Raw genomic sequence first — 20579 nt, 5'->3', positions numbered from 1 at the left:
CGAAGGGCCCGAGGTCTGTCGTCACCCGGACACGGTAAGGGTTCCCGCTAGAGCCGCGCGGATCCCGGGGGTGCGGGCGACGAGGGGGGAGCGGGTGGCCGGGGGCCGAGGGGGGTCCGTGAGCGGGCCGGCCCCCACTTGGCGCGGAGCACGCACATCGCCATGACGGCGGCGATGGCCGCCAGGTGCTCCTTGCCGGCCAGGTTGTTCTTGACCAGCACCTCGCCGATTATCACGAGGATCACCAGGGCCCCGGTGAGGTACGCCCGGTAGCGCCAGCACACGTAGATCGCGAGGCCCACGACCGCCGCCGACGGTCCGGTGTCGTTGACGATCCGGTCGGTCACCGGCAGTCCGAAGGGGTGGTCGGGTCCGAGCGAGAGCCCGATGCGGGCGTACGTGGTCCCGGCGATGGTGGCGACGTAGCCGATGAGCAGGGTGCGCCACCAGCCGATGCAGATCTCGGCGATGCCGAAGACCAGCAGGATCTGCGCGAGCGCCCCCCACACGGGCAGGTCGAGGGCGGGGACGAAGAGGGACAGCGGGGTCCGCAGCAGCGCCAGCCACAGCGGGTCGGCGGCTTTCACGGACCCCAGGTCCTGTACGGGCTGGAAGCCCCAGGAGGTGTTCTGGACGATCTGGAAGACGGAGGTCAGGGCGACCGCCCCGAGGGTCATGGGGACGGCCCGCCACTTGTCGCGGACGAGCGCGTCCCGCACGGTCAGCAGCAGAGGGCCCCACTCACGGCGGGCGAACTGCCGGACCTCCGTCTTCCACGACGTCAACGAATCGTCTCCAGGTGCTTGCGGTGCAGCCACTTGGGCAGGCCGGGCGCCTCCAGGAAGCCCTCGGCCCGCCCTGCCGCGATACCGATCCGCAGCAGGTCCGAACTCTTCTCGAAGAGCATGAACCGCGGTTCCCAGATCGGGCGGTATTTGGCGTTGGCCCGGTAGAGGGACTCGATTTGCCACCAGCGGGAGAAGAAGCTCAGCAGCGAGCGCCACATGCGCAGCACCGGACCCGCGCCGAGCTTGGACCCCCGCTCGAAGACGGAACGGAACATCGCGAAGTTGAGCGAGACCTGTGTGACGCCGATCTCCTTCGAGCGCTCCAGCAGCTCGATGACCATGAACTCCATCAGGCCGTTCTCGGAGTTCCGGTCACGGCGCATCAGGTCCAGGGACAGGCCCTTGGGGCCCCACGGCACGAAGGACAGCACGGCGCGCAGGTCGCCGTTGCCGTCGGTGCACTCCAGCATCACGCACTGGCCGTCGTCCGGGTCGCCCAGGCGGCCCAGTGCCATGGAGAACCCGCGCTCGGTCGCGCCGTCGCGCCAGTCGTCGGCGCGCTCCAGCAGCACCGCCATCTCGTCGGCGGGGATGTCGGCGTGGCGGCGGATGCGGACGGTGTAGCCGGCCCGCTTGACGCGGTTGTACGCCTGCCGGACGGTGCGCATGGCGCGGCCCTCCAGCGTGAACTCGTCGGTCTCCACGATGGCCTCGTCGCCCAGCTCCAGGGCGTCCAGGCCGTGCCGGGCGTAGATCTGCCCGGCTTCCTCGCTGGCGCCCATCACGGCCGGCACCCAGCCGTGCTCGCGTGCCTCGGCCAGCCACGGCTCGATCGCGCCGGGCCAGGCCTCGGGGTCGCCGATGGGGTCGCCGGAGGCCAGCGAGACCCCGCCGACGACGCGGTAGGTGACGGCGGCCTTGCCGGTCGGGGACCAGATCACGGACTTCTCGCGGCGCAGTGCGAAGTAGCCGAGCGAGTCGCGGTCGCCCTGCTTGGCGAGGAGCGCCCGCAGCCGCTCCTCGTCCTCGGGGGTGATCGGGTCGACGGCGCGCCGGGAGCGGAACGCCGCGAACAGCACGGCGAGGAGCAGCAGCATCGACATCATGTTGATGGCCACGTCGACCCAGGCGGGCGTGGTGATCGCGCGGTAGGCCTTGTCGTCGGGCGCCAGCGTGATCAGCCGCATCACGCCGTACCGCCAGCGCGCCAGGAACGTGGCGTCGGCGCGGTCGGCGTCGATGTTGGTGGCGCCCACGAGCAGGGCGGCGACGAGCGAGGTGAGCAGCAGGCCGACGGCGGCCACCGCGGTGGCGAGCTTCGGGTTGGAGCGGTCGCCCTTGGCGTAGAACTCGTGGCGGCCCAGCAGCAGGGCGACGACGAAGGCCGCGGTCAGGGCGAGCGAGACCCAGTTCTGGGCGTGCTGGCGGAACTCCGGGTAGCACATGCTCAGTTCGCCGCTCGTGCAGGGCGCGAAGGCGGCGACCGCGAAGGCCAGCAGCAGCATGCCGCTGACCACCAGGTTCAGGATCCAGGCGGCCCGTTTGCGGCGGCCCATCGTGACCGCGAGCAGCAGCGAGAACAGCCCGGAGGCGAACCCGGCCGTCAGCAGGTAGGGGGTGTAGAAGTCGGCGGTGTTGTGCCGGCGCAGGTCCTGCCCGAGCGAGAGCCACACCGCGCTGAGGAAGTTCACGAAGGTGACGATCCGCAGGTACCAGACCGCGAAGGCGGCACCGCGCCGTGACCTGGGAGTGCCCCTGCGGCTCTCCGGCTTCGCTGCAGCTTCCCCTCCCTGCTCCTTCTTGTTGTTGGAACCCTTGCCGGAAGCCTGATCGAGGCTCCGGTCGGTTTCTACGCTGGTCAAGCGGACCTCTCCCATGAAAAGCGATGATATGGGGCGTCACCGGTCCGCAGCGCAGTGCGAGCACTGCGGACTGGTCAGGCCCGTAGTGCCCGGTGTCTCAGTCCGTCGGCTGTTCCGCAGCAGCCCTCTCCGGGAGTTCCGCCGCGAGTGCGGCGGCCGCCTGGACCAGGGGGAGCGCCAGCAGGGCGCCGGTTCCTTCTCCTACTGTGACGCCGTGGTCGAGCACCGGGTTGAGTGCCATCCGGTCCAGTGCCTTCGCCTGGCCCGGCTCCCCGCTGGACTGCCCGGCCAGCCACCAGTCGGGGGCGCGGAAGGCGGCCCGCTGGGCCACCAGCCCGCAGGCCGCCGAGACGACCCCGTCGAGGATGACCGGCGTACGGCGCACCGCGGACTGGAGCAGGAACCCGGTGATCGCGGCGACGTCCGCGCCGCCGACCGCCGCCAGCAGCGCCACCTGGTCGCCGAGGACCGGGCGGGCCCGGCGCAGCGAGTCGCGGATGGCGGCGCACTTGCGCATCCAGGCCAGGTCGTCGATCGGCAGTCCGCCGCGGCCGGTGACCACGGACGCGTCCGTCCCGCAGAGCGCCGCCACCAGCGTGGCCGCCACCGTGGTGCCGCCCACGCTCAGGTCGCCGAGGACGACGAGGTCCGTACCGGAGTCGGCCTCCTCGTCGGCGATCTGGATCCCGAGCCGCAGCGCGTCCTCGGCCTCCTCGGCCGTCAGCGCGTCCTCGACGTCGATCCGGCCGCTGCCGCGCCGTACGCGGTGCCGTACCACGTCCTCGGGCAGCAGCTCCGGGTCGCAGTCCAGGCCCGCGTCCACGACGCGCACGCCCGCGCCGAACCGGCCGGCCAGCACGGAGACCGGGCTGGTCCCGTCCAGCACCGCGCGCACCAGCTCGTGGGCGCTGCCCGCGGGCCGGGCGGAGACGCCCTGGGCGGCGATGCCGTGGTCGGCCGCGAACAGCACGACGCGCGGCTGCTGGATCGGCCGGACCGGTACCCGGCCCTGCGCGGCGGCCAGCCATTCGGCGAGCTCGTCGAGCCGGCCCAGGGCGCCGGGCGGCACGGCCAGCCGCTCACGACGCTCCTCGGCGTCACGCCGGACGCCCCCGTCGGGGCGTTCGATCAGATCGGAGAAGTCGTCGAGATTCAGCGTGGTCATCTGCCAGAGATTACAGCCGCCCGGGCCCTCCCCCGGGGGGTGTACCGGCTCTGCTTCACCTCGGTTGTCCCTTGAGGACGAGAGCCTGCCCCGCGACCACCAGGAGTACGTGCTCGCACTCGCCCGCGACCGCGTTGTTGAGGCGGCCGAGCTCGTCGCGGAACCGCCGCCCTGACGCGGTCGCCGGGACCACTCCGGCCCCCACCTCGTTGCTCACCAGCACCACCGGGCGGCGGCTCGCGCGGACCGCCGCCACCAGCTCGTCGGCCCGCGCCCGCAGCCGCTTGCGGCCCTCGGCGGCCCACACCGCGTCGTCCCACGCACCGGCCCGGTCCATGGCGTCGGTGAGCCACAGCGCGAGGCAGTCGATCAGCAGCGGCGGGCCGTCCTGTTCCAGCAGCGGCACCAGTTCGCAGGTCTCCACCGTCCGCCAGGTGGCCGGGCGCCGCTCCCGGTGCAGGCCGACCCGGTGGGCCCAGTCGGCGTCGCCGTCGCGGGTGCCGCCGGTGGCCACGTAGACCACCTCGGGGAAGGCGGCCAGGCGCCGCTCGGCCTCGAAGGACTTCCCGGAACGGGCTCCGCCCAGCACCAGGGTGCGGCGCGGCACGTCCGGTACCGCGCGGTACTCGCCGGCCACCACGGTGGTGCCGTCCGGCACGGCCCGCGCTCCGGCGGCGGCGCACCGGCGCTCCAGTTCCGGGCCGGGCGGGGTGTCGTGGTCCAGGTGCACGGCGATCACGTCGGTGACCGGGCCGACGGCACCGCTCGCCCGCAGCCGGGCCAGCGCCTCCGGCCGGCCGAGCACGTCGGCGAGGACCGCGTCGTACGGCCGCTGCGCGTCCCCGTTGCCGGTCCCGGCGGGGGCGCCGCCCGGCGGGAGGTACAGCAGCCGGGCGCCGTCGGGGCCGGTGACCTCGTACCCGGTGCCGGGAGCGTCCATCGGCACGGCCCGCACCCGGTGCCCGCTGATCACCGACAGCTCCCGCCCGTCCGGCACCCGCCCGGCGGCGGGCAGCCCGGGGGGCAGCTCGACGGCCGGCCCGTCGTGCGGGTGCGTCAGCAGCACCTGCCGTACGCCGGCCAGCGAATGCCCCGCACGGGCCCCGGCCAGCACCGCCCCGGGAGTCAGGTCGAGCAGCAGCGCCCCGTCCACGAGGACGGAGGTCGCACCGCGCGACCGGCCGCCCACGGAGACCGCGCAGGCGGCGCAGGGACAGCCGGGGCGGGGCAGTCCTTCAGGGGTACCGGTGCCGAGCAGAGTGAGTTCCACACAGAGATCCTCCCGCGTCGCCGGTAGTGGTGCGCGCCCGGCTACTCTGCGGGCACACTCAAGGCGAGAAGCGTGAGATCGCGACGAACAACGGAGGCGGACATGGCGTGGACGTGGCGGTTCGAGGCGGCCGACGGCAGCGAGGTGACCCCGGCGGTGGAGCCGGAGGAGTTCACCACGCAGGGGGACGCGGAGTCCTGGATCGGCGAGGTCTGGAAGGAGCTCCTGGACGGCGGGGCGGAGCAGGTGACCCTGTTCGAGGACGGCACCCAGATCTACCCGATGAGCCTGAGGGCGGCCACGGAGGCCTGACCCCTGACCCCTGGACGGCCCCGCGCAGCGGCACACCGTCCCGCCCGGCCAGGGCCAGGGCTCGGGAAACGCCGGAACCCCGGGGGAGTCCCCCCGGGGTTCCGCTACGTTCCGGGCCGCTACCCGCGCACCCCGCACAGGTGCAGCAGCGCCGCCACCCCCCGGTAGGGATCGGTCCGCCCGGCCCGCTCCTCGGCGGCCAGCAGCCGCTCCAGCTCCTCGTCCGGCGGCAGCTCCGCCGCGGCCTCGGTGCCGTCGGTGAAGACGCGGACCCCGTACCAGGAGTGCAGCGGCGCGCCGATGCCCGACAGCGTCGCCGTCAGGTCGGCCAGCCGGTCGGCCCGTACGTCCAGGCCGAGCCGGTTCGTGTAGTCGACGGTGTCGAAGGCGGCCAGCGCCCCCGACCAGTCACCCGACAGTCCGGGCCGCAGCGCGAGCGCGTCGCCGTTGCGCACCAGCAGGGACAGCAGCCCGCCGGGGGCGAGCATGCGGGCCAGTCCGGCGAGCATCGCGTCGGGTTCCGACACGTACATCAGTACTCCGTGGCACAGCACCACGTCGAAGCTGCCCGGTTCGAAGTGCGCGCCGGTCTCCCGGCCGTCGCCCTCCACCAGGTCGACCCGGTCGCGGATCCCGGCCGGCTCGGCGGCCAGCGCCGCGTGCGCGACGGCCAGCATGGCGGCGTCCTGCTCCAGGCCGGTGACACGGTGTCCCGCCCGGGCCAGGCGCAGCGCCTGGGTGCCCTGGCCCATGCCGACGTCGAGGACCCGCAGCCGCTGCCCGACCGGGAAGCGGTGCGTGATCTGTTCCTCGACCTGCCGGCCCACGAGTTCCTGGCGGACGGCGTTGCGCAGTCCTCCCAGTCCCTCCAGCCACAGCCGGGCTCCCCCCGAGAAGCCCTCCCCCGACGATGCCCCTGATGCTCCGGGCGTCGCTGCGGTCAGGGCCGCTCTCCGCGCTTGACCTGCGGCTTGGGCAGGCGCAGGCGACGCATCTGGAGGGTGCGCATGAGGCCGTAGGCGACGGCGCCGCGGCGCGGCTCGTCCGGGAAGCGCTCGCCCAGCGCCTTCCGCAGCCGGAACCACAGGCCGATGGAGTCGAGGATGATCAGGACGATCACGCCGAGCCACAGCATCAGCGCGATGTTCTGGATCGAGGGCACCCGGATCATGCTCAGCACGAGGATGATCACGGCCAGCGGCAGGAACATCTCGGCGACCGAGAAGCGGGAGTCCACGAAGTCGCGGACGAACCGGCGGACCGGCCCCTTGTCGCGGGCGGGCAGATAGCGCTCGTCGCCGTTGGCCAGCGCCTCGCGCTGCCTGGCCATCTCTTCGCGGCGACGTTCGCGGGCTCGCTTGGCGTCCTCCTTGCGGTTGCCGGTCGAGGCCACCACGGCCTTGCGCTGCGACTGGGCCACAGCACGCTTCGGCGTCGGGCGGCCCTTCGGGGCCTGCGGGTCACGGGGCTGCGAAGGGCCGGCGCTCACCTTGTCGGTGGCGGAGGCCTTCTCTTCCTTGGAGGAGCGGCTACCAAACACAAAACCCAAGCGTACGTGGTCGGGGCCACGGGCCCCACCCCGGCGGGGAACGATCCGGCAACGGCGGGCGTCTACCGGGTGCGGGCCTCTTTCGGTGCCGGGGATTCCGGGGCTCCCGGAGTCTCAGGGATCACCTACTCCTTACGCCTGATACGGCACCGGGGTACTCGTCCTGGAGGAGGAGCGCATCCGTACTCGAACAGTGCGGTAATGGAGACAGGGCCCGTACTGTGGGTCCTGTCGGTGACCTGGAGCACAGTCCGTCTAGAAGGGGGCGCGCGAAGCCCATGAGCGGTGTCATGAAGCGTATGGGGATGATCTTCCGCGCGAAGGCGAACAAGGCCCTGGACCGGGCCGAGGACCCGCGCGAGACCCTCGACTACTCGTACCAGAAGCAGCTGGAGCTGCTCCAGAAGGTACGCCGCGGCGTCGCCGACGTGGCGACCTCCCGCAAGCGCCTGGAACTGCAGCTGAACCAGCTCCAGAGCCAGTCCGCCAAGCTCGAGGACCAGGGCCGCAAGGCCCTCGCCCTGGGGCGCGAGGACCTGGCCCGCGAGGCCCTGTCCCGCCGTTCCTCCCTCCAGCAGCAGGTCAGCGACCTGGAGGTGCAGCACCAGACCCTCCAGGGCGAGGAGGAGAAGCTGACGCTGGCCGCGCAGCGCCTCCAGGCCAAGGTGGACGCCTTCCGTACGAAGAAGGAGACCATCAAGGCCACCTACACGGCCGCCCAGGCGCAGACCCGCATCGCGGAGTCCTTCTCCGGCATCTCGGAGGAGATGAGCGACGTCGGCCTCGCCATCCAGCGGGCCGAGGACAAGACCGCCCAGCTCCAGGCGCGCGCCGGCGCGATCGACGAGCTGCTCGCCTCCGGCGCCCTGGACGACCAGAGCGGTCTCGGCTCCAAGGACGACATCCAGGCCGAGCTGGACCGCCTCTCCGGCGGCACCGACGTCGAGCTGGAGCTCCAGCGGATGAAGGCCGAGCTGGCGGGCGGCCCGTCCGCCCAGCAGCAGGCCATCGAGGGCGGTGCCCCGGGCACCGCGCAGCCGCACCAGACCCAGCACCGGTTCGACAAGCAGTAGGACAGGGGCCCGTCATGATTGTCCGCATCATGGGGGAGGGCCAGGTCGAGCTGGCCGACAGCCACTTCGCCGAGCTCAACAAGCTGGACGACGAACTCCTCGAAGAGATGGAGTCCGGCGACGTGGAGGGCTTCCGGCGCACGCTGGGCGCGCTGCTCGACGCGGTCCGGCGCCTCGGCAGTCCGCTGCCGGACGATGCGCTGGAGCCGTCCGAGCTGATCCTGCCCGCGCCCGAGGCCACGCTCGACGAGGTGCGGGAGATGCTCAGCGACGACGGCCTCATCCCGGGCTGACCCCCCGCCCCCGTACACGCGTACGCACGGGGGCGGGTCCTTCACTCGCGCCGCTCGGCGGGGTGCTTCTCCGGGTCGGAGAGCCCGCTGATGAAGTTCTCGAACTTGCGCCTCGGCCGTGCCCAGCGCCGGTCGTGGTGGAAGGCCCGCAGCCCCGCCTTCGCCCGCGCGCGCGGGCGGTTGGCGTAGAAGCGCTTGGCGTACGGGGACCCGGGCCGGGCGAGGCGCACCGCGCCGATCAGCGCCACGAAGGGGACCACCAGCCCGAATATCGCGGTGCGCGGCTTCCCCTTCCACAGGGCGATCAGGGCGAGGAAGAAGTTGGTGGCGGTGTTCATGACGACGAGCCCGCGGCTGTGCCGTTCCTCCGGCGACAGCTCGTTGACCCCGAAGGGCAGGAAGCCGCCCAGCACCAGCGCCACCACCGCGGCCGTCAGGACCACGATCTCCACGCTCTTGCGGCCCTGTTCGCTCCAGTAGACGTCGTCCAGGTGCAGGATCAGCGCGAACTCGTCCAGTACCAGGCCCGCCCCCAGGCCGAAGAGGACCGCCGACAGGCCCGCGCCGAAACTGTGGCCGCCGCTGCCGACCGCGCCGAACCCGCCGATGATCACGAGGACCACGCCCGGCACCACGTGGTGGACGTGCAGCCCGCCCGGGGTGATGTTCCTGAAGGGCCCCCGGCCGGCCCGGATCAGCCTCGTGATCACCCGTGTGACCAGGAACGACAGCACGAAGGACAGCAGGGCGAGGAGCAGGGGGAGCTTGCCCGGCTCGACGATGTTGCGTTCCCACCAGTGACCCACGACACCAGCTCCCGATATGGCACGTATTGAGCAATTTACCGCCCACCGTAAGCGGGTAGCGTTCGCGCCGATGACAGACTCCACCGATGATCCGCTGCCCCGGCCGCCCGGGGAACGCGCCTCCCTGCCCGACGGGATCCGGTTCGCCTTCGGCACGCTGACCGTCCTGCCCGCGCGCATCACCCGCTGGGACCGGCCCGCCGCCCGCACCGGCATGGCCTGCGCCCCGCTCGCCGGCCTCGCCGTCGGCCTGCTCGCCGCCGTCCCCGGGACGCTCCTGCTGCTCCTCGGCGGCGGTCCGCTGCTGGCCGCGGCCGTCACCGTCGCCGTACCGGCGGCGCTGACCCGCGGACTCCACCTGGACGGCCTGGCCGACACGGCCGACGGGCTGGGCAGTGCGAAGCCCGCCGAGGACGCCCTGCGGATCATGAAGCAGTCCGACATCGGCCCCTTCGGGGTCATCTCCCTCCTCGTCGTCTTCCTGGTCCAGGTGGCCGCCCTGGCCAACGCGTACGCCGACAGCTGGATCCGGGGCGCCCTGGCCGCCGTACTCGCCGCCGTCGCCGCCCGCCTCGCGATGACCCTGGCCTCCCGCGAGGGGGTCCCCGCCGCCCGGCCCGAGGGGCTCGGCGCGGCGGTGGCCGGCGTGGTCCCGCGCGCGGCGGCCGCCTGCGTGGCCGCCGCCGTCGTCGCCGCGGCCGCCCTCGCCGCCCTCCCGGCGGGCCCGTTCGCCGCCGCGCAGCACGCGGCCGCCGTCCTCACGGCCCTGCTCACCGCCGAACTCCTGCTCCGCCGCTGCGTCAGCCGCTTCGGCGGGGTCACCGGGGACGTCTTCGGTGCCGTCTGCGAGGTCGCCGCGACCGCCGTCCTGCTGGTCCTCGCCCTCGGCTGAACCCGGCCGCGCCCGCCCACGGACCCTGCCCGCACGGGCCGTTCGGGAGCCGCCACCTCGCCGACCGGGGCGCCGGGGCGCCGCCTACCCTGACGGTATGACCGATCCCGCCGACGCCGGCCCCGCCCGCATCCGAGTCCTGCTCGCCGACGACCAGGCGCTGCTGCGCAGCGCGTTCAAGGTGCTCGTCGACTCCGAGCCCGACATGGAGGTCGTCGGCGAGGCCTCGGACGGAGCCCAGGCGTACGCCCTCGCCCGCGAACGGCGCGCCGACGTCGTCCTCATGGACATCCGGATGCCCGGCACCGACGGACTCGCCGCCACCCGCATGATCAGCGCCGACCCGGAGCTCTCGGACGTCCGCGTCGTCATGCTGACCACCTTCGAGGTCGACGAGTACGTGGCCGCCGCCCTGCGCGCCGGCGCCTCCGGCTTCCTCGGCAAGGGCGCCGAGCCCGAGGAACTCCTCAACGCCATCCGCGTCGCCGCCGCCGGCGAGGCGCTGCTCTCCCCGGCCGCCACCAAAGGGCTCATCGCCAGCTTCCTCGCCCAGGGCGGCCGCGCCGACGCCCCCGCCGCCGGCTCCGCCCACGCCGAACGGCTCGCCGCGCTGACCGGGCGCGAGCGCGAGGTCCTCGTACAGGTCGCCGGCGGACTGTCCAACGACGGCATCGCCGCCCGGCTGGAGGTCAGCCCGCTGACCGTGAAGACCCACGTCAACCGGGCCATGGCCAAGCTCGGGGCCCGCGACCGGGCGCAATTGGTGGTCATCGCGTACGAATCGGGACTGGTCCGGCCCCGCGCCGACTGACCTGCGGCGGACCGCAGTAGAACGGAGTACTGCGGCCGCGGTATGCCGCACATAAGGACGGCACCTGGGAGCGACGCAACGGGCTCGCCGGGTGCGGAAGGCTGGAGGGGCCCTCGCGAACGACCAGCAGAGAGATCCCCACCCATGTCCTGGCTGTCCCGCTTCAGCCTCGCCCAGAGAGCGCTGGTCGGCCTCGTGTCGATCGTGGCGCTCCTGTTCGGCGCCATAGCCATCCCGCAGCTCAAGCAGCAGCTGCTGCCCTCCATCGAACTCCCGATGGTCTCCGTGCTCGCGCCGTACCAGGGCGCCTCACCCGACGTGGTCGAGAAGCAGGTCATCGAGCCGATCGAGAACACCCTCAAGGGCGTCGACGGCATCACCGGCATCACCTCGACCGCCAGCGAGGGCAACGCCCTCATCCGCGCCACCTTCGACTACGGCGACAGCGGCACCAAGCAGCTCGTCGCCGACGTCCAGCAGGCCGTCAACCGGGCCCGCGTCCGGCTGCCCGCCGAGGTGGACCCGCAGGTCGTGGCCGGCTCCACCGACGACATCCCGACCGTCGTCCTCGCCGTCACCTCCGACAAGGACCAGCAGGCGCTCGCCGACCAGCTGAACCGTTCCGTCGTCCCCGTCCTCGAGGACATCGACGGCGTCGGCCAGGTCAGCGTGGACGGCGTGCGCGACCTCCAGGTCACCATCACCCCCGACAACGCCAAGCTCGCCGCCGCCGGCCTCGACGGCGCCGCGCTCGCCGAGGGCCTCAAGGCGGGCGGTACGACCGTCCCCGCCGGCTCCTTCGACGAGCAGGGCAAGAACCGCACCGTCCGCGTGGGCTCCGGATACACCTCGCTCGCCCAGCTGGAGGACCTCCGGCTGACCGCGGGCCCCGGCAAGCCGGCCGTCCGCCTCGGTGACGTGGCCGCCGTCAAGCAGGAGCCGGCCAAGGCCGACTCCATCACCCGCACCAACGGCAAGCCCAGCCTCGCCCTCGTCCTCACCATGGACAAGGACGGCAGCGCCGTCGCCATCTCCGACGCCGTCAAGGACAAGCTCCCCGAGCTGCGCTCCACGCTCGGCTCCGGCGCCGAGCTGACCGTCGTCAGCGACCAGGGCCCGGCCGTCGCCCGCTCCATCTCGGGCCTGACCACCGAGGGCCTGCTCGGCCTCGTCTTCGCCGTCATCGTGATCCTGGTCTTCCTGGCCTCGCTCCGCTCGACGCTGGTCACCGCGGTCTCCATCCCGCTGTCCGTGGTCCTCGCGCTGATCGTGCTGTGGACCCGCGACCTGTCCCTCAACATGCTGACGCTGGGCGCCCTCACCATCGCCATCGGCCGGGTCGTCGACGACTCGATCGTGGTCCTGGAGAACATCAAGCGCCACCTCGGCTACGGCGAGGAGCGCGAGGCCGCGATCACCACCGCCGTCAAGGAGGTGGCCGGCGCGGTCACCTCGTCCACGCTGACCACCGTCGCCGTCTTCCTGCCGATCGGCCTCGTCGGCGGCATGATCGGCGAGCTCTTCGGCTCCTTCTCGCTCACCGTCACCGCCGCCCTGCTGGCCTCGCTGCTGGTGTCCCTGACGGTCGTGCCGGTGCTGTCGTACTGGTTCCTGCGCGCCCCCAAGGGCGTCTCCCCGCAGGACGCCGAGAGCCGCGCGAAGGCCCGCCGCGAGGCGGAGGAGAAGGAGGCCAACAGCCGCCTCCAGCGCTTCTACGTACGGGTCCTCGGCTTCGCCACCCGCCGCCGGCTGACCAGTGTCGCGATCGCGGTCGTCGTCCTCGTCGGCACCTTCGGGATGACCCCGCTACTGAAGACGAACTTCTTCGACCAGGGCGACCAGGACGTCCTGACGGTCAAGCAGGAACTGCCCGCCGGCACCTCGCTGGCCGCCTCCGACGAGGCCGGCCGCAAGGTGGAGAAGGCCCTGGAGTCCATCGAGGGCGTCAAGGACCACCAGGTCACCGTGGGCTCCTCCGGCTTCCTCGCGGCCTTCGGCGGCGGAACGGGCACCAACCAGGCCTCCTTCCAGGTCACCCTGGACGACGCCGGTCAGTCCGACGCCGTCAAGAAGCGCATCCAGGACGCCCTCGGCAAGCTCCAGGGCATCGGCGACACCTCCATCTCGGCGGGCGGCGGCTTCGGCAGCCAGAACCTGAGCGTGGTCGTCAAGGCCGGCGACGGCGCCGTCCTCGCCAAGGCCGCCGAACAGGTCCGCGCCGAGGTGGCCACCCTCAAGGACGTCACCGACGTACAGAGCGACCTGGCCCAGTCCGTTCCCCGCATCTCGGTCACCGCCACCCCCAAGACCGCCGAGGCGGGCCTGAACCAGGCCGCGCTGGGCGCGATCGTCGCCCAGGCGGTCCGCGGCAACCCGGTGGGCAAGGCCGTACTCGACAACACCGAGCGGGACGTCGTCATCCGCTCCGCGCAGCCGGCCGCCACCCTGGCCGAGCTCCAGGCCCTGCCGGTCGGCCCCGCCAGGCTCGGCGACATCGCCGAGGTGAAGGAGGTCCCCGGCCCCGTCGCGATGACCCGGATCGACGGCGCCCGCGCCGCCACCATCACCGCCAAGCCGGTCGGCGACAACACGGGCGCGGTCAGCGCCGCGCTCCAGACCAAGCTCAAGGCCCTGGACCTGCCCGAGGGCGCCACCGCCGCCATCGGCGGAGTCTCCGAGGACCAGGACGAGGCCTTCGCCTCGCTGGGCCTGGCCATGTTCGCCGCCATCGCGATCGTGTTCATGCTGCTGGTCGCGACGTTCCGCTCGCTGGTCCAGCCGCTGATCCTGCTGGTCTCCATCCCCTTCGCGGCCACCGGCGCGCTGGGCCTGCTCATCGCCACCGGCACCCCGATGGGCGTCCCGGCGATGATCGGCATGCTGATGCTCATCGGCATCGTCGTCACCAACGCGATCGTCCTGATCGACCTGGTCAACCAGTACCGGGCACAGGGCCTGGGCGTCGTGGAAGCGGTCGTCGAGGGCGGCCGCCACCGCCTGCGCCCGATCCTGATGACGGCCCTTGCGACGATCTTCGCGCTGCTCCCGATGGCGCTGGGCGTCACCGGCGAGGGCGGGTTCATCTCGCAGCCGCTCGCGGTGGTCGTGATCGGCGGCCTGGTCAGCTCCACCCTGCTGACCCTGCTCCTGGTGCCGACGCTGTACACGATGATCGAGCTCCGCAAGGAACGCCGCCGCGCGAAGAAGCGGGCCCGCCTCACGGTGGTCCCGTCCGCGCCGACGGCATCGGACGACACCCCGGTCAAGGTCTGACCACAGCACAAGGGGCCCCGGCCGGCGTCACTGACGCCGGCCGGGGCCCCCACGCGATCCGCTGGCGCTACGGCAGCGCCAGCATCCGCTCCAGCGCGAGCTTCGCGAAGCTCTCCGTCTCCTTGTCGACCTCGATCCGGTTGACGAGGTTGCCCTCGGCCAGGGACTCCAGGGTCCACACCAGGTGCGGGAGGTCGATGCGGTTCATCGTCGAGCAGAAGCAGACCGTCTTGTCGAGGAAGACGACCTCCTTGCCCTCCGGGGCGAATCGGTTCGCCAGGCGGCGGACCAGGTTCAGCTCGGTGCCGATGGCCCACTTGGAGCCGGCCGGGGCCGCCTCCAGCTTCTTGATGATGTACTCCGTCGACCCGACGTAGTCCGCGGCCGCCACGACCTCGTGCTTGCACTCCGGGTGCACCAGCACGTTCACGCCCGGGATGCGCTCGCGCACGTCGTTCACCGAGTCCACCGAGAACCGGCCGTGGACCGAGCAGTGGCCGCGCCACAGGATCATCTTGGCGTCCCGCAGCTGCTCGGCGGTCAGGCCGCCGTTCGGCTTGTGCGGGTTGTAGAGGACGCAGTCGTCCAGGGACATGCCCATGTCGCGGACGGCGGTGTTGCGGCCCAGGTGCTGGTCGGGGAGGAAGAGCACCTTCTCGCCCTGCTCGAAGGCCCACTCCAGTGCCTTCTTCGCGTTGGACGAGGTGCAGATCGTGCCGCCGTGCTTGCCGGTGAAGGCCTTGATGTCGGCGGAGGAGTTCATGTACGAGACGGGGACCGTCGTACCGGCGATCCCGGCCTCGGTCAGCACGTCCCAGCACTCCGCGACCTGCTCGGCGGTGGCCATGTCGGCCATCGAACAGCCGGCCGCGAGGTCGGGCAGGACGACCTTCTGGTCGTCCGAGGTCAGGATGTCCGCGGACTCGGCCATGAAGTGCACGCCGCAGAAGACGATGTACTCGGCCTCCGGCTTGGCGGCCGCGTCCTTGGCCAGCTTGAAGGAGTCTCCGGTGACGTCGGCGAACTCGATGACCTCGTCACGCTGGTAGTGGTGGCCGAGGATGAAGACCTTGTCGCCGAGCTTCTCCTTGGCGGCGCGGGCGCGCGCCACCAGGTCCGGGTCGGACGGCGAGGGAAGGTCGCCGGGGCACTCCACCCCGCGCTCGCTCTTGGGGTCGGCCTCACGGCCGAGCAGCAGCAGGGCAAGGGGCGTCGGCTGGACGTCCAAAGGCTGGGCGGTGGTCACGACACGCACCCTTTCTGTTCTGCGACAAGGAAATCTGGGACTGCGGGGGGCTTTGATCGACACTTCTCGTCTATTTGACGCTATCTATCATAGCTGCTTCACGTCACTTTGACGATGCCGATAGTGTCGATGTGACGCATTCGCCCCCGTGCGGGGTGCGTGCGGGGTACGCCACTCCACCGGTCCTCGTCGCGGGGTCCACCGGACCGCCGGGGTGTGCGAGCATGAATTGAGAAAACGAGGCGCCGGACCCGGAATGAAACCGCGGTCCCGCTGGTTGCCATCGACGGCAAGAGTCCGACGTTTCCCCAGCCACCGGCGGGGAGCCGCCCACTTCGGGAGTGAATGCAGATGTCCGTACAGGACGACAAGACCACTGTGAGCGACGGCATCCTCCTGTCCGACGCCGCCGCCGAGAAGGTCCGTACCCTGCTGGAGCAGGAAGGCCGCGATGACCTCGCGCTGCGCGTCGCCGTCCAGCCCGGCGGCTGCTCCGGCCTGCGCTACCAGCTCTTCTTCGACGAGCGCTCCCTCGACGGCGACGTCGTCAAGGACTTCGACGGCGTCAAGGTCGTCACCGACCGCATGAGCGCCCCGTACCTGGGCGGCGCCTCCATCGACTTCGTCGACACCATCGAGAAGCAGGGCTTCACGATCGACAACCCGAACGCCACCGGCTCCTGCGCCTGCGGCGACTCGTTCAGCTAAGCCTCACGGCCCAGCCGCACCGCTTCACGTCGAAGGGCCCGGGCCCGGTCGACTCCTGGAACCCAAGGAGAGGACCGGGCCCGGGCCCTTCACGCATTCCGCCGACGGTCCTACTGGCGGGGGATCGGCTTGCCCGACGTGGCGTCGACCACCTTGCGGTCGCCGAGCGGCTGCTGGAGCGTCGCCGTCAGCGCCATCTCCTGCGCGATCATGATGCAGGCCTGGCCGGGCTTGTTCGGGGTGTCCGTGATCTTCACCAGGACCGAAGCCGCCTCCTCCCGCGCCTCCAGGGTGTAGGTGCTGCACACCCCGCCCCAGAAGTTCACCGTCAGCGTCCGGTCGGCCTGGGCGTACGAGAACCCGGGCACGGTGTGCGGCTTCGGCGGCACCGCGGTGCCCGCGTCCTCCGCCGCGGCCGGCTGGACCACCGTGCGGCCCGGCTTGCTCTGCGAGCCCGCCACCTCGAACAGCCAGGCCGGTACGAGGCCCCGCCCGCCGTCGACCGTCCCCGCGGCCAGCCCCAGTACGGCCCCCCGCACGCTCTCGGTCCGCGGCGGCTTCATCGGCCGCGGCTCCGGGTTGCAGGGCAGGGTGTCCGTCGCGCCCGTCGGGGTGTCCGGGGTCAGCGGCACCGTGGTCGCGCAGCCGCTCGGCCCGGGGCCTGTGCCGTCGCCGCCGCCCTTGGCCGCCGCGTTGAGCCGTTCCAGGGCCTCGGCGGCCCCGACCACGGCCTGCTCGCCCGCGCGGACCGGGGCCTTCAGCTCCCCGCTGCCCGCCACCACCGCGCCGTCGGCCCCGACGCTGATCCTGCTGGACCAGCCCTGGGTCGGGAGCCCGCCCACCACCGGGTCGGCGCTCACCACCCGGACGGAACCCTGGGTGAGGTGGGCGTCCACCTTCGCGTCGGCCTGCCCGGCGGCCGCGAGCACCGGGGCCGCGGCGGCCTTCGCGGCCTGCTCGGAAACGGGCTTCGCCGCGCCCGCGCCCTCCTGGGGGAGGGTGGCCGGGCCGCAGGTGTCCTTGCCGCGCACGCAGTCGTCCCCGACGCCGCCGCCGGCCTGGTAGCGGGAGAAGGTCCAGGTGCCGGGGGCCTTGCGGGTCACCGTGAGCCGGGGCCCGGACCCGTCGGCGGCCTCGCCGGCCTGCCAGGCGTCGCCGACCAGCCGGGGTGCGCCGGAGACGCCCAGCGCCTTCGCGAGCCGGGCCACCTCGTCGGAGGCCACCTCCCCGGACACGGCGAAGGCGGGCGCGGTGCCCGGTCCGTCGGGCAGCTTCACGTCCGCCCGGTACGTCACCGGCCCGCCGGAGGGGTCCGGCTCCCCGGGGGCGATGCCGGGGCCCGTCGGGGACCCGGCCGAGCGCGGCGCGACGGCCGCGCTGTCGCTCGTACGGACGCCGCCGCCCGAGCCGTCGCCGTACGCCGTGGACGCCCAGTACGCCGTACCGCCGCCGGCCAGCAGGACGGCGGCCGCGATCGAGCCGACGGCCCAGGCGGGCCGCCGCCGTGTGCCGCGTGATGTGTCGGGTTGTTCGCTGGTCACCGCATCGCTCCTTAGCGTGTCCCGCCGTACGTGATGCGGGTGTGACGCGCCGGCCGCGAAACCGGTTCCCCGGGTTCCCCCAGGGGGGTGTCGTGTGGATCAGGCCGGGGTTCGCGACCGGCCTGATCCACACGACGCCCCCTGGCTAGTCGCCGTACGCGGCGGTGCCGGCGATCAGCCGGGCGGAGGCCGACGGGACGCGCACCCCGTGGATCTGCGAGGGCGCCACCCGCCCCGGCCGCGGCTCCCGTTCCACGGCCCAGTGCGGGGCCATCCGGGCACAGTCGCCGAGCAGCCGTGCGAAGCCGGGCCGCGCGTCGGAGGCGTGGTCCGCGTACCCGAAGCCATCGGTATAGGTCATGGAGGCACCGTATGGGCGCCATCCTGGGCGAAGGAAGTCCTACTACGGGGTAGTTTCGCCGGGTCGGAGTATGGCCGCGGACCCGGTAGTTTTGATTGTCACCCGCCGTCATCCGCAGGAGCATCCACGCCGTGCGCATCGCAGTCACCGGCTCCATCGCCACCGACCACCTCATGACCTTCCCGGGCCGCTTCGCCGACCAGTTCGTCGCCGACCAGCTCCACACGGTCTCCCTCTCCTTCCTCGTCGACAACCTCGACGTGCGGCGGGGCGGCGTCGGACCGAACATCTGCTTCGGCATGGGCCAGCTCGGCAGCCGCCCGATCCTCGTCGGCGCGGCCGGCTCGGACTTCGACGAGTACCGCGCGTGGCTGGACCGGCACGGGGTCGACACCGAGTCCGTCCGGATCTCCGAGGTGCTGCACACCGCCCGCTTCGTCTGCACCACGGACGCCGACCACAACCAGATCGGCTCCTTCTACACGGGCGCGATGAGCGAGGCCCGGCAGATCGAGCTCAAGGCCGTCGCCGACCGCGTGGGCGGCCTCGACCTCGTCCTCATCGGCGCCGACGACCCCGAGGCGATGCTCCGCCACACGGAGGAGTGCCGCACCCGCGGGATCCCCTTCGCGGCGGACTTCTCGCAGCAGATCGCCCGGATGGACGGCGAGAACATCCGCACCCTGATGGAGGGCGCGACGTACCTCTTCTCGAACGAGTACGAGAAGGGCCTCATCGAGTCGAAGTCCGGCTGGACCGACGAGGAGATCCTCGCCAAGGTCGGCACCCGCGTGACCACCCTCGGCGCGCAGGGCGTGCGCATCGAGCGCGTCGGCCACGAGCCGATCGTCGTCGGCTGCCCGGAGGAGACGGCGAAGGTCGACCCGACCGGCGTCGGCGACGCGTTCCGCGCCGGCTTCCTGACGGGCCTCGGCTGGGGCGTCGGCCTGGAGCGGGCCGCGCAGATCGGCTGCATGCTGGCCACCCTGGTCATCGAGACCCTGGGCACCCAGGAGTACACCCTGGCCCGCGCCCACTTCATGGAGCGCTTCACGAAGGCCTACGGCGAAGAGGCCGCCGCCGAGGTCCGCGCGCACCTGCCGGCCTGACGCGCCGCACCCCATGTGCGGCGCGCCGCTCGCACGGCTCGGCCGCGGCCGAACCGTGCGAGCGGCGCGTCAAGAAGGCAAGGCACCCGCTCAGACCTCGCGGCGGACCTGGTACGCCACGCCCGCCCCGCGAGGGGTTTCGCCCAGGTAGGTGTGGCCGCGCATCGCGCACCACGCCGGGATGTCCAGGCGGGCCACCTCGTCGTCGGAGACGACCGTGACCGTGCCGCCGACCGGCACCGTGGCGATGGCCCGGGCCAGCTCGATCACCGGCTGCGGGCAGCGCAGGCCCAGCGCGTCGACCTCCACCGCGTCGGCCACCGGGGCCACCGGGGAGGGCTCCGAGACGCCGAGCTTCTCCCGTACGCCCGCGACCGCGCCCGGCAGTACCTCCAGGAAGCCGTTGACCTCGTCGGCGGAGGTGCCCGGCGGCAGGGAGACGCGTACGTTCCCCTCCGACAGCACTCCCATCGCCCGCAGCACGTGACTGGGGGTCAGCGTGGAGCTGGTGCAGGAGGAGCCGGAGGAGACGGAGTACCCCGCCCGGTCCAGCTCGTGCAGCAGGGTCTCGCCGTCGACGTAGAGGCAGGAGAACGTGACCAGGTGCGGCAGGCGCCGGTCGGCGTCCCCGACCACCTCGACGTCGGGCACCAGCCGGACCACCCGCCTCCGCAGCCGGTCCACCAGGATCCGCAGCCGGGCCGCCTCCGCGTCCGCCTCGGCCCGCACCGCGCGCAGCGAGGCCGCCGCCGCGACGATGGCGGGCAGGTTGGCGAAGCCGGGGGAGCGGCCCGACTCCCGTTCGTCGGCGGGGCCTTGGGGGGAGAAACGGACCCCCTTGCGGACGGCGAGCAGGCCCACCCCGGGCGGGCCGCCCCACTTGTGGGCGCTGGCCGCCAGGACGGACCACGCGCCCTCCACCCGGCCCCAGCCCAGCGACTGGGCGGCGTCCACGAGCAACGGCACCCCGGCGGCACCGCAGACCTCGGCGACCTCGGCCACCGGCTGGACCGTGCCCACCTCGTGGTTGGCCGACTGGAGACACGCCAGAGCCGTGGTGGAGCCGAGCGCGGCTTCGTACCCGGCGGCGGAGACCGCGCCGAGCCGGTCCACCGGAACCTCCGTCACCGTGCCGCCGGCCGCCGCGTGCACGTCCGCCGCATGGAGTACGGAGCTGTGCTCCACCGCCGATACGACCAGATGGCCGCCGGTGCGCCGGCGGCCCGCGAGCACGCCCGCCATGCCCGTGTGAACCGCGTGCGTCCCCGAAGGAGTGAATACGAGCTCGTCGGCGCGGCATCCCACCGCCTCGGCCGCCGCCTCGCGCGCCGCGTCCAGCAGCAGCCTGGCCCGCCGCCCCTCCCGGTACAGCCGGGCGGGGTCCGCCCAGCCCTCGTCCAGGGCGGCCTGGAGTGCCTGCCGGGCCACGGGGTGGAGGGGAGCGGCGGACGCGGTGTCGAAGTACGGCATCCGGCCACGGTAGAGGGTGGCCGCGGGCGGGGTGGGACCCCGCCCCGCGC

The 20579-nt window shown here is 72.7% G+C and carries 19 protein-coding genes; 8 read left to right on the top strand and 11 right to left on the bottom strand.

Annotated elements, in window-relative coordinates; genetic code table 11:
- Nucleotides 1-47 precede the first annotated feature (47 nt).
- The 4 genes from ACZ518_RS14275 to ACZ518_RS14260 form a co-directional block, all read right to left on the bottom strand.
- Entirely contained in the window at nucleotides 48-785 is a 738-nt protein-coding gene (locus tag ACZ518_RS14275) for a hypothetical protein (protein WP_469113309.1), read from the bottom strand.
- On the bottom strand, nucleotides 782-2665 hold the full coding sequence (locus ACZ518_RS14270) for a phosphatidylglycerol lysyltransferase domain-containing protein (protein ID WP_469113308.1): 1884 nt from the start codon (nucleotides 2663-2665) through the stop codon (nucleotides 782-784). Before ACZ518_RS14270 ends, ACZ518_RS14275 begins: the two co-directional genes overlap by 4 nt.
- 82 nt (nucleotides 2666-2747) lie before the next feature.
- Entirely contained in the window at nucleotides 2748-3806 is a 1059-nt protein-coding gene (cobT, locus tag ACZ518_RS14265) for a nicotinate-nucleotide--dimethylbenzimidazole phosphoribosyltransferase (RefSeq protein WP_469113482.1), read from the bottom strand.
- Nucleotides 3807-3870: 64 nt separating this feature from the next.
- Entirely contained in the window at nucleotides 3871-5085 is a 1215-nt protein-coding gene (locus ACZ518_RS14260; protein ID WP_469113307.1) for a bifunctional adenosylcobinamide kinase/adenosylcobinamide-phosphate guanylyltransferase, read from the bottom strand.
- A 102-nt stretch (nucleotides 5086-5187) separates the two neighbouring features.
- Here ACZ518_RS14260 and ACZ518_RS14255 point away from each other — a divergent pair, with 102 nt between their 5' ends.
- On the top strand, nucleotides 5188-5397 hold the full coding sequence (locus tag ACZ518_RS14255) for a hypothetical protein (protein WP_469113306.1): 210 nt from the start codon (nucleotides 5188-5190) through the stop codon (nucleotides 5395-5397).
- 119 nt (nucleotides 5398-5516) lie between these two features.
- Here the strand turns inward: ACZ518_RS14255 and ACZ518_RS14250 are convergent, their stop codons facing one another.
- Nucleotides 5517-6224 carry a class I SAM-dependent methyltransferase gene (locus tag ACZ518_RS14250; protein WP_469113305.1) on the bottom strand — a complete coding sequence of 236 codons (708 nt, stop codon included), beginning with the start codon at nucleotides 6222-6224 and terminating at the stop codon, nucleotides 5517-5519.
- Between the two features lie 113 nt (nucleotides 6225-6337).
- Nucleotides 6338-6946 (bottom strand): DUF3043 domain-containing protein, encoded by a 609-nt coding sequence (locus ACZ518_RS14245; protein WP_469113304.1) that lies wholly within the window; start codon nucleotides 6944-6946, stop codon nucleotides 6338-6340.
- Between the two features lie 278 nt (nucleotides 6947-7224).
- Here ACZ518_RS14245 and ACZ518_RS14240 point away from each other — a divergent pair, with 278 nt between their 5' ends.
- A complete protein-coding gene (locus ACZ518_RS14240; protein ID WP_362468707.1) occupies nucleotides 7225-8019 on the top strand; it encodes a PspA/IM30 family protein in 795 nt (264 codons plus the stop codon).
- A 14-nt stretch (nucleotides 8020-8033) separates the two neighbouring features.
- Entirely contained in the window at nucleotides 8034-8312 is a 279-nt protein-coding gene (gene pspAA, locus ACZ518_RS14235) for a PspA-associated protein PspAA (RefSeq protein ID WP_469113303.1), read from the top strand.
- A 41-nt stretch (nucleotides 8313-8353) separates the two neighbouring features.
- Here pspAA and ACZ518_RS14230 read toward each other — a convergent pair whose 3' ends face one another.
- Nucleotides 8354-9118, bottom strand: coding sequence for a hypothetical protein (locus ACZ518_RS14230; RefSeq protein WP_469113302.1), 765 nt, complete (start codon nucleotides 9116-9118; stop codon nucleotides 8354-8356).
- A 70-nt stretch (nucleotides 9119-9188) separates the two neighbouring features.
- Between ACZ518_RS14230 and cobS the strand changes: the two genes are divergently transcribed.
- The 3 genes from cobS to ACZ518_RS14215 all read left to right on the top strand — a co-directional run bounded on the left by cobS (nucleotide 9189) and on the right by ACZ518_RS14215 (nucleotide 14094).
- Entirely contained in the window at nucleotides 9189-10010 is an 822-nt protein-coding gene (gene cobS, locus ACZ518_RS14225) for an adenosylcobinamide-GDP ribazoletransferase (protein WP_469113301.1), read from the top strand.
- A 97-nt stretch (nucleotides 10011-10107) separates the two neighbouring features.
- Nucleotides 10108-10821 (top strand): response regulator, encoded by a 714-nt coding sequence (locus tag ACZ518_RS14220; protein WP_469113300.1) that lies wholly within the window; start codon nucleotides 10108-10110, stop codon nucleotides 10819-10821.
- Nucleotides 10822-10965: 144 nt separating this feature from the next.
- The gene (locus ACZ518_RS14215; protein ID WP_469113299.1) at nucleotides 10966-14094 is read left to right on the top strand and encodes an efflux RND transporter permease subunit; all 3129 of its coding nucleotides are present in this window, start codon (nucleotides 10966-10968) and stop codon (nucleotides 14092-14094) included.
- A gap of 67 nt (nucleotides 14095-14161) precedes the next feature.
- Here ACZ518_RS14215 and nadA read toward each other — a convergent pair whose 3' ends face one another.
- Entirely contained in the window at nucleotides 14162-15349 is a 1188-nt protein-coding gene (gene nadA, locus ACZ518_RS14210) for a quinolinate synthase NadA (protein ID WP_469113298.1), read from the bottom strand.
- A 342-nt stretch (nucleotides 15350-15691) separates the two neighbouring features.
- Here nadA and ACZ518_RS14205 point away from each other — a divergent pair, with 342 nt between their 5' ends.
- Nucleotides 15692-16048 carry a HesB/IscA family protein gene (locus ACZ518_RS14205; protein ID WP_030029080.1) on the top strand — a complete coding sequence of 119 codons (357 nt, stop codon included), beginning with the start codon at nucleotides 15692-15694 and terminating at the stop codon, nucleotides 16046-16048.
- 110 nt (nucleotides 16049-16158) lie between these two features.
- Here the strand turns inward: ACZ518_RS14205 and ACZ518_RS14200 are convergent, their stop codons facing one another.
- A complete protein-coding gene (locus tag ACZ518_RS14200) occupies nucleotides 16159-17589 on the bottom strand; it encodes a hypothetical protein (protein ID WP_469113297.1) in 1431 nt (476 codons plus the stop codon).
- Between the two features lie 145 nt (nucleotides 17590-17734).
- Complete coding sequence (locus ACZ518_RS14195; RefSeq protein ID WP_469113296.1) at nucleotides 17735-17950, bottom strand: hypothetical protein; 216 nt, start codon at nucleotides 17948-17950, stop codon at nucleotides 17735-17737.
- Between the two features lie 131 nt (nucleotides 17951-18081).
- Between ACZ518_RS14195 and ACZ518_RS14190 the strand changes: the two genes are divergently transcribed.
- Nucleotides 18082-19059: a carbohydrate kinase family protein gene (locus tag ACZ518_RS14190; RefSeq protein ID WP_469113295.1), complete on the top strand. Its 978-nt coding sequence runs from the start codon at nucleotides 18082-18084 to the stop codon at nucleotides 19057-19059.
- Nucleotides 19060-19149: 90 nt separating this feature from the next.
- Here the strand turns inward: ACZ518_RS14190 and ACZ518_RS14185 are convergent, their stop codons facing one another.
- Nucleotides 19150-20529: an aminotransferase class V-fold PLP-dependent enzyme gene (locus ACZ518_RS14185; RefSeq protein WP_469113294.1), complete on the bottom strand. Its 1380-nt coding sequence runs from the start codon at nucleotides 20527-20529 to the stop codon at nucleotides 19150-19152.
- Nucleotides 20530-20579: the final 50 nt, after the last annotated feature.

This window comes from Streptomyces sp. NPDC033966 (genome assembly GCF_055575955.1).
Note: the sequence above shows the minus strand (reverse complement) of the source record. Positions and strands in the feature narration are given on the sequence as shown.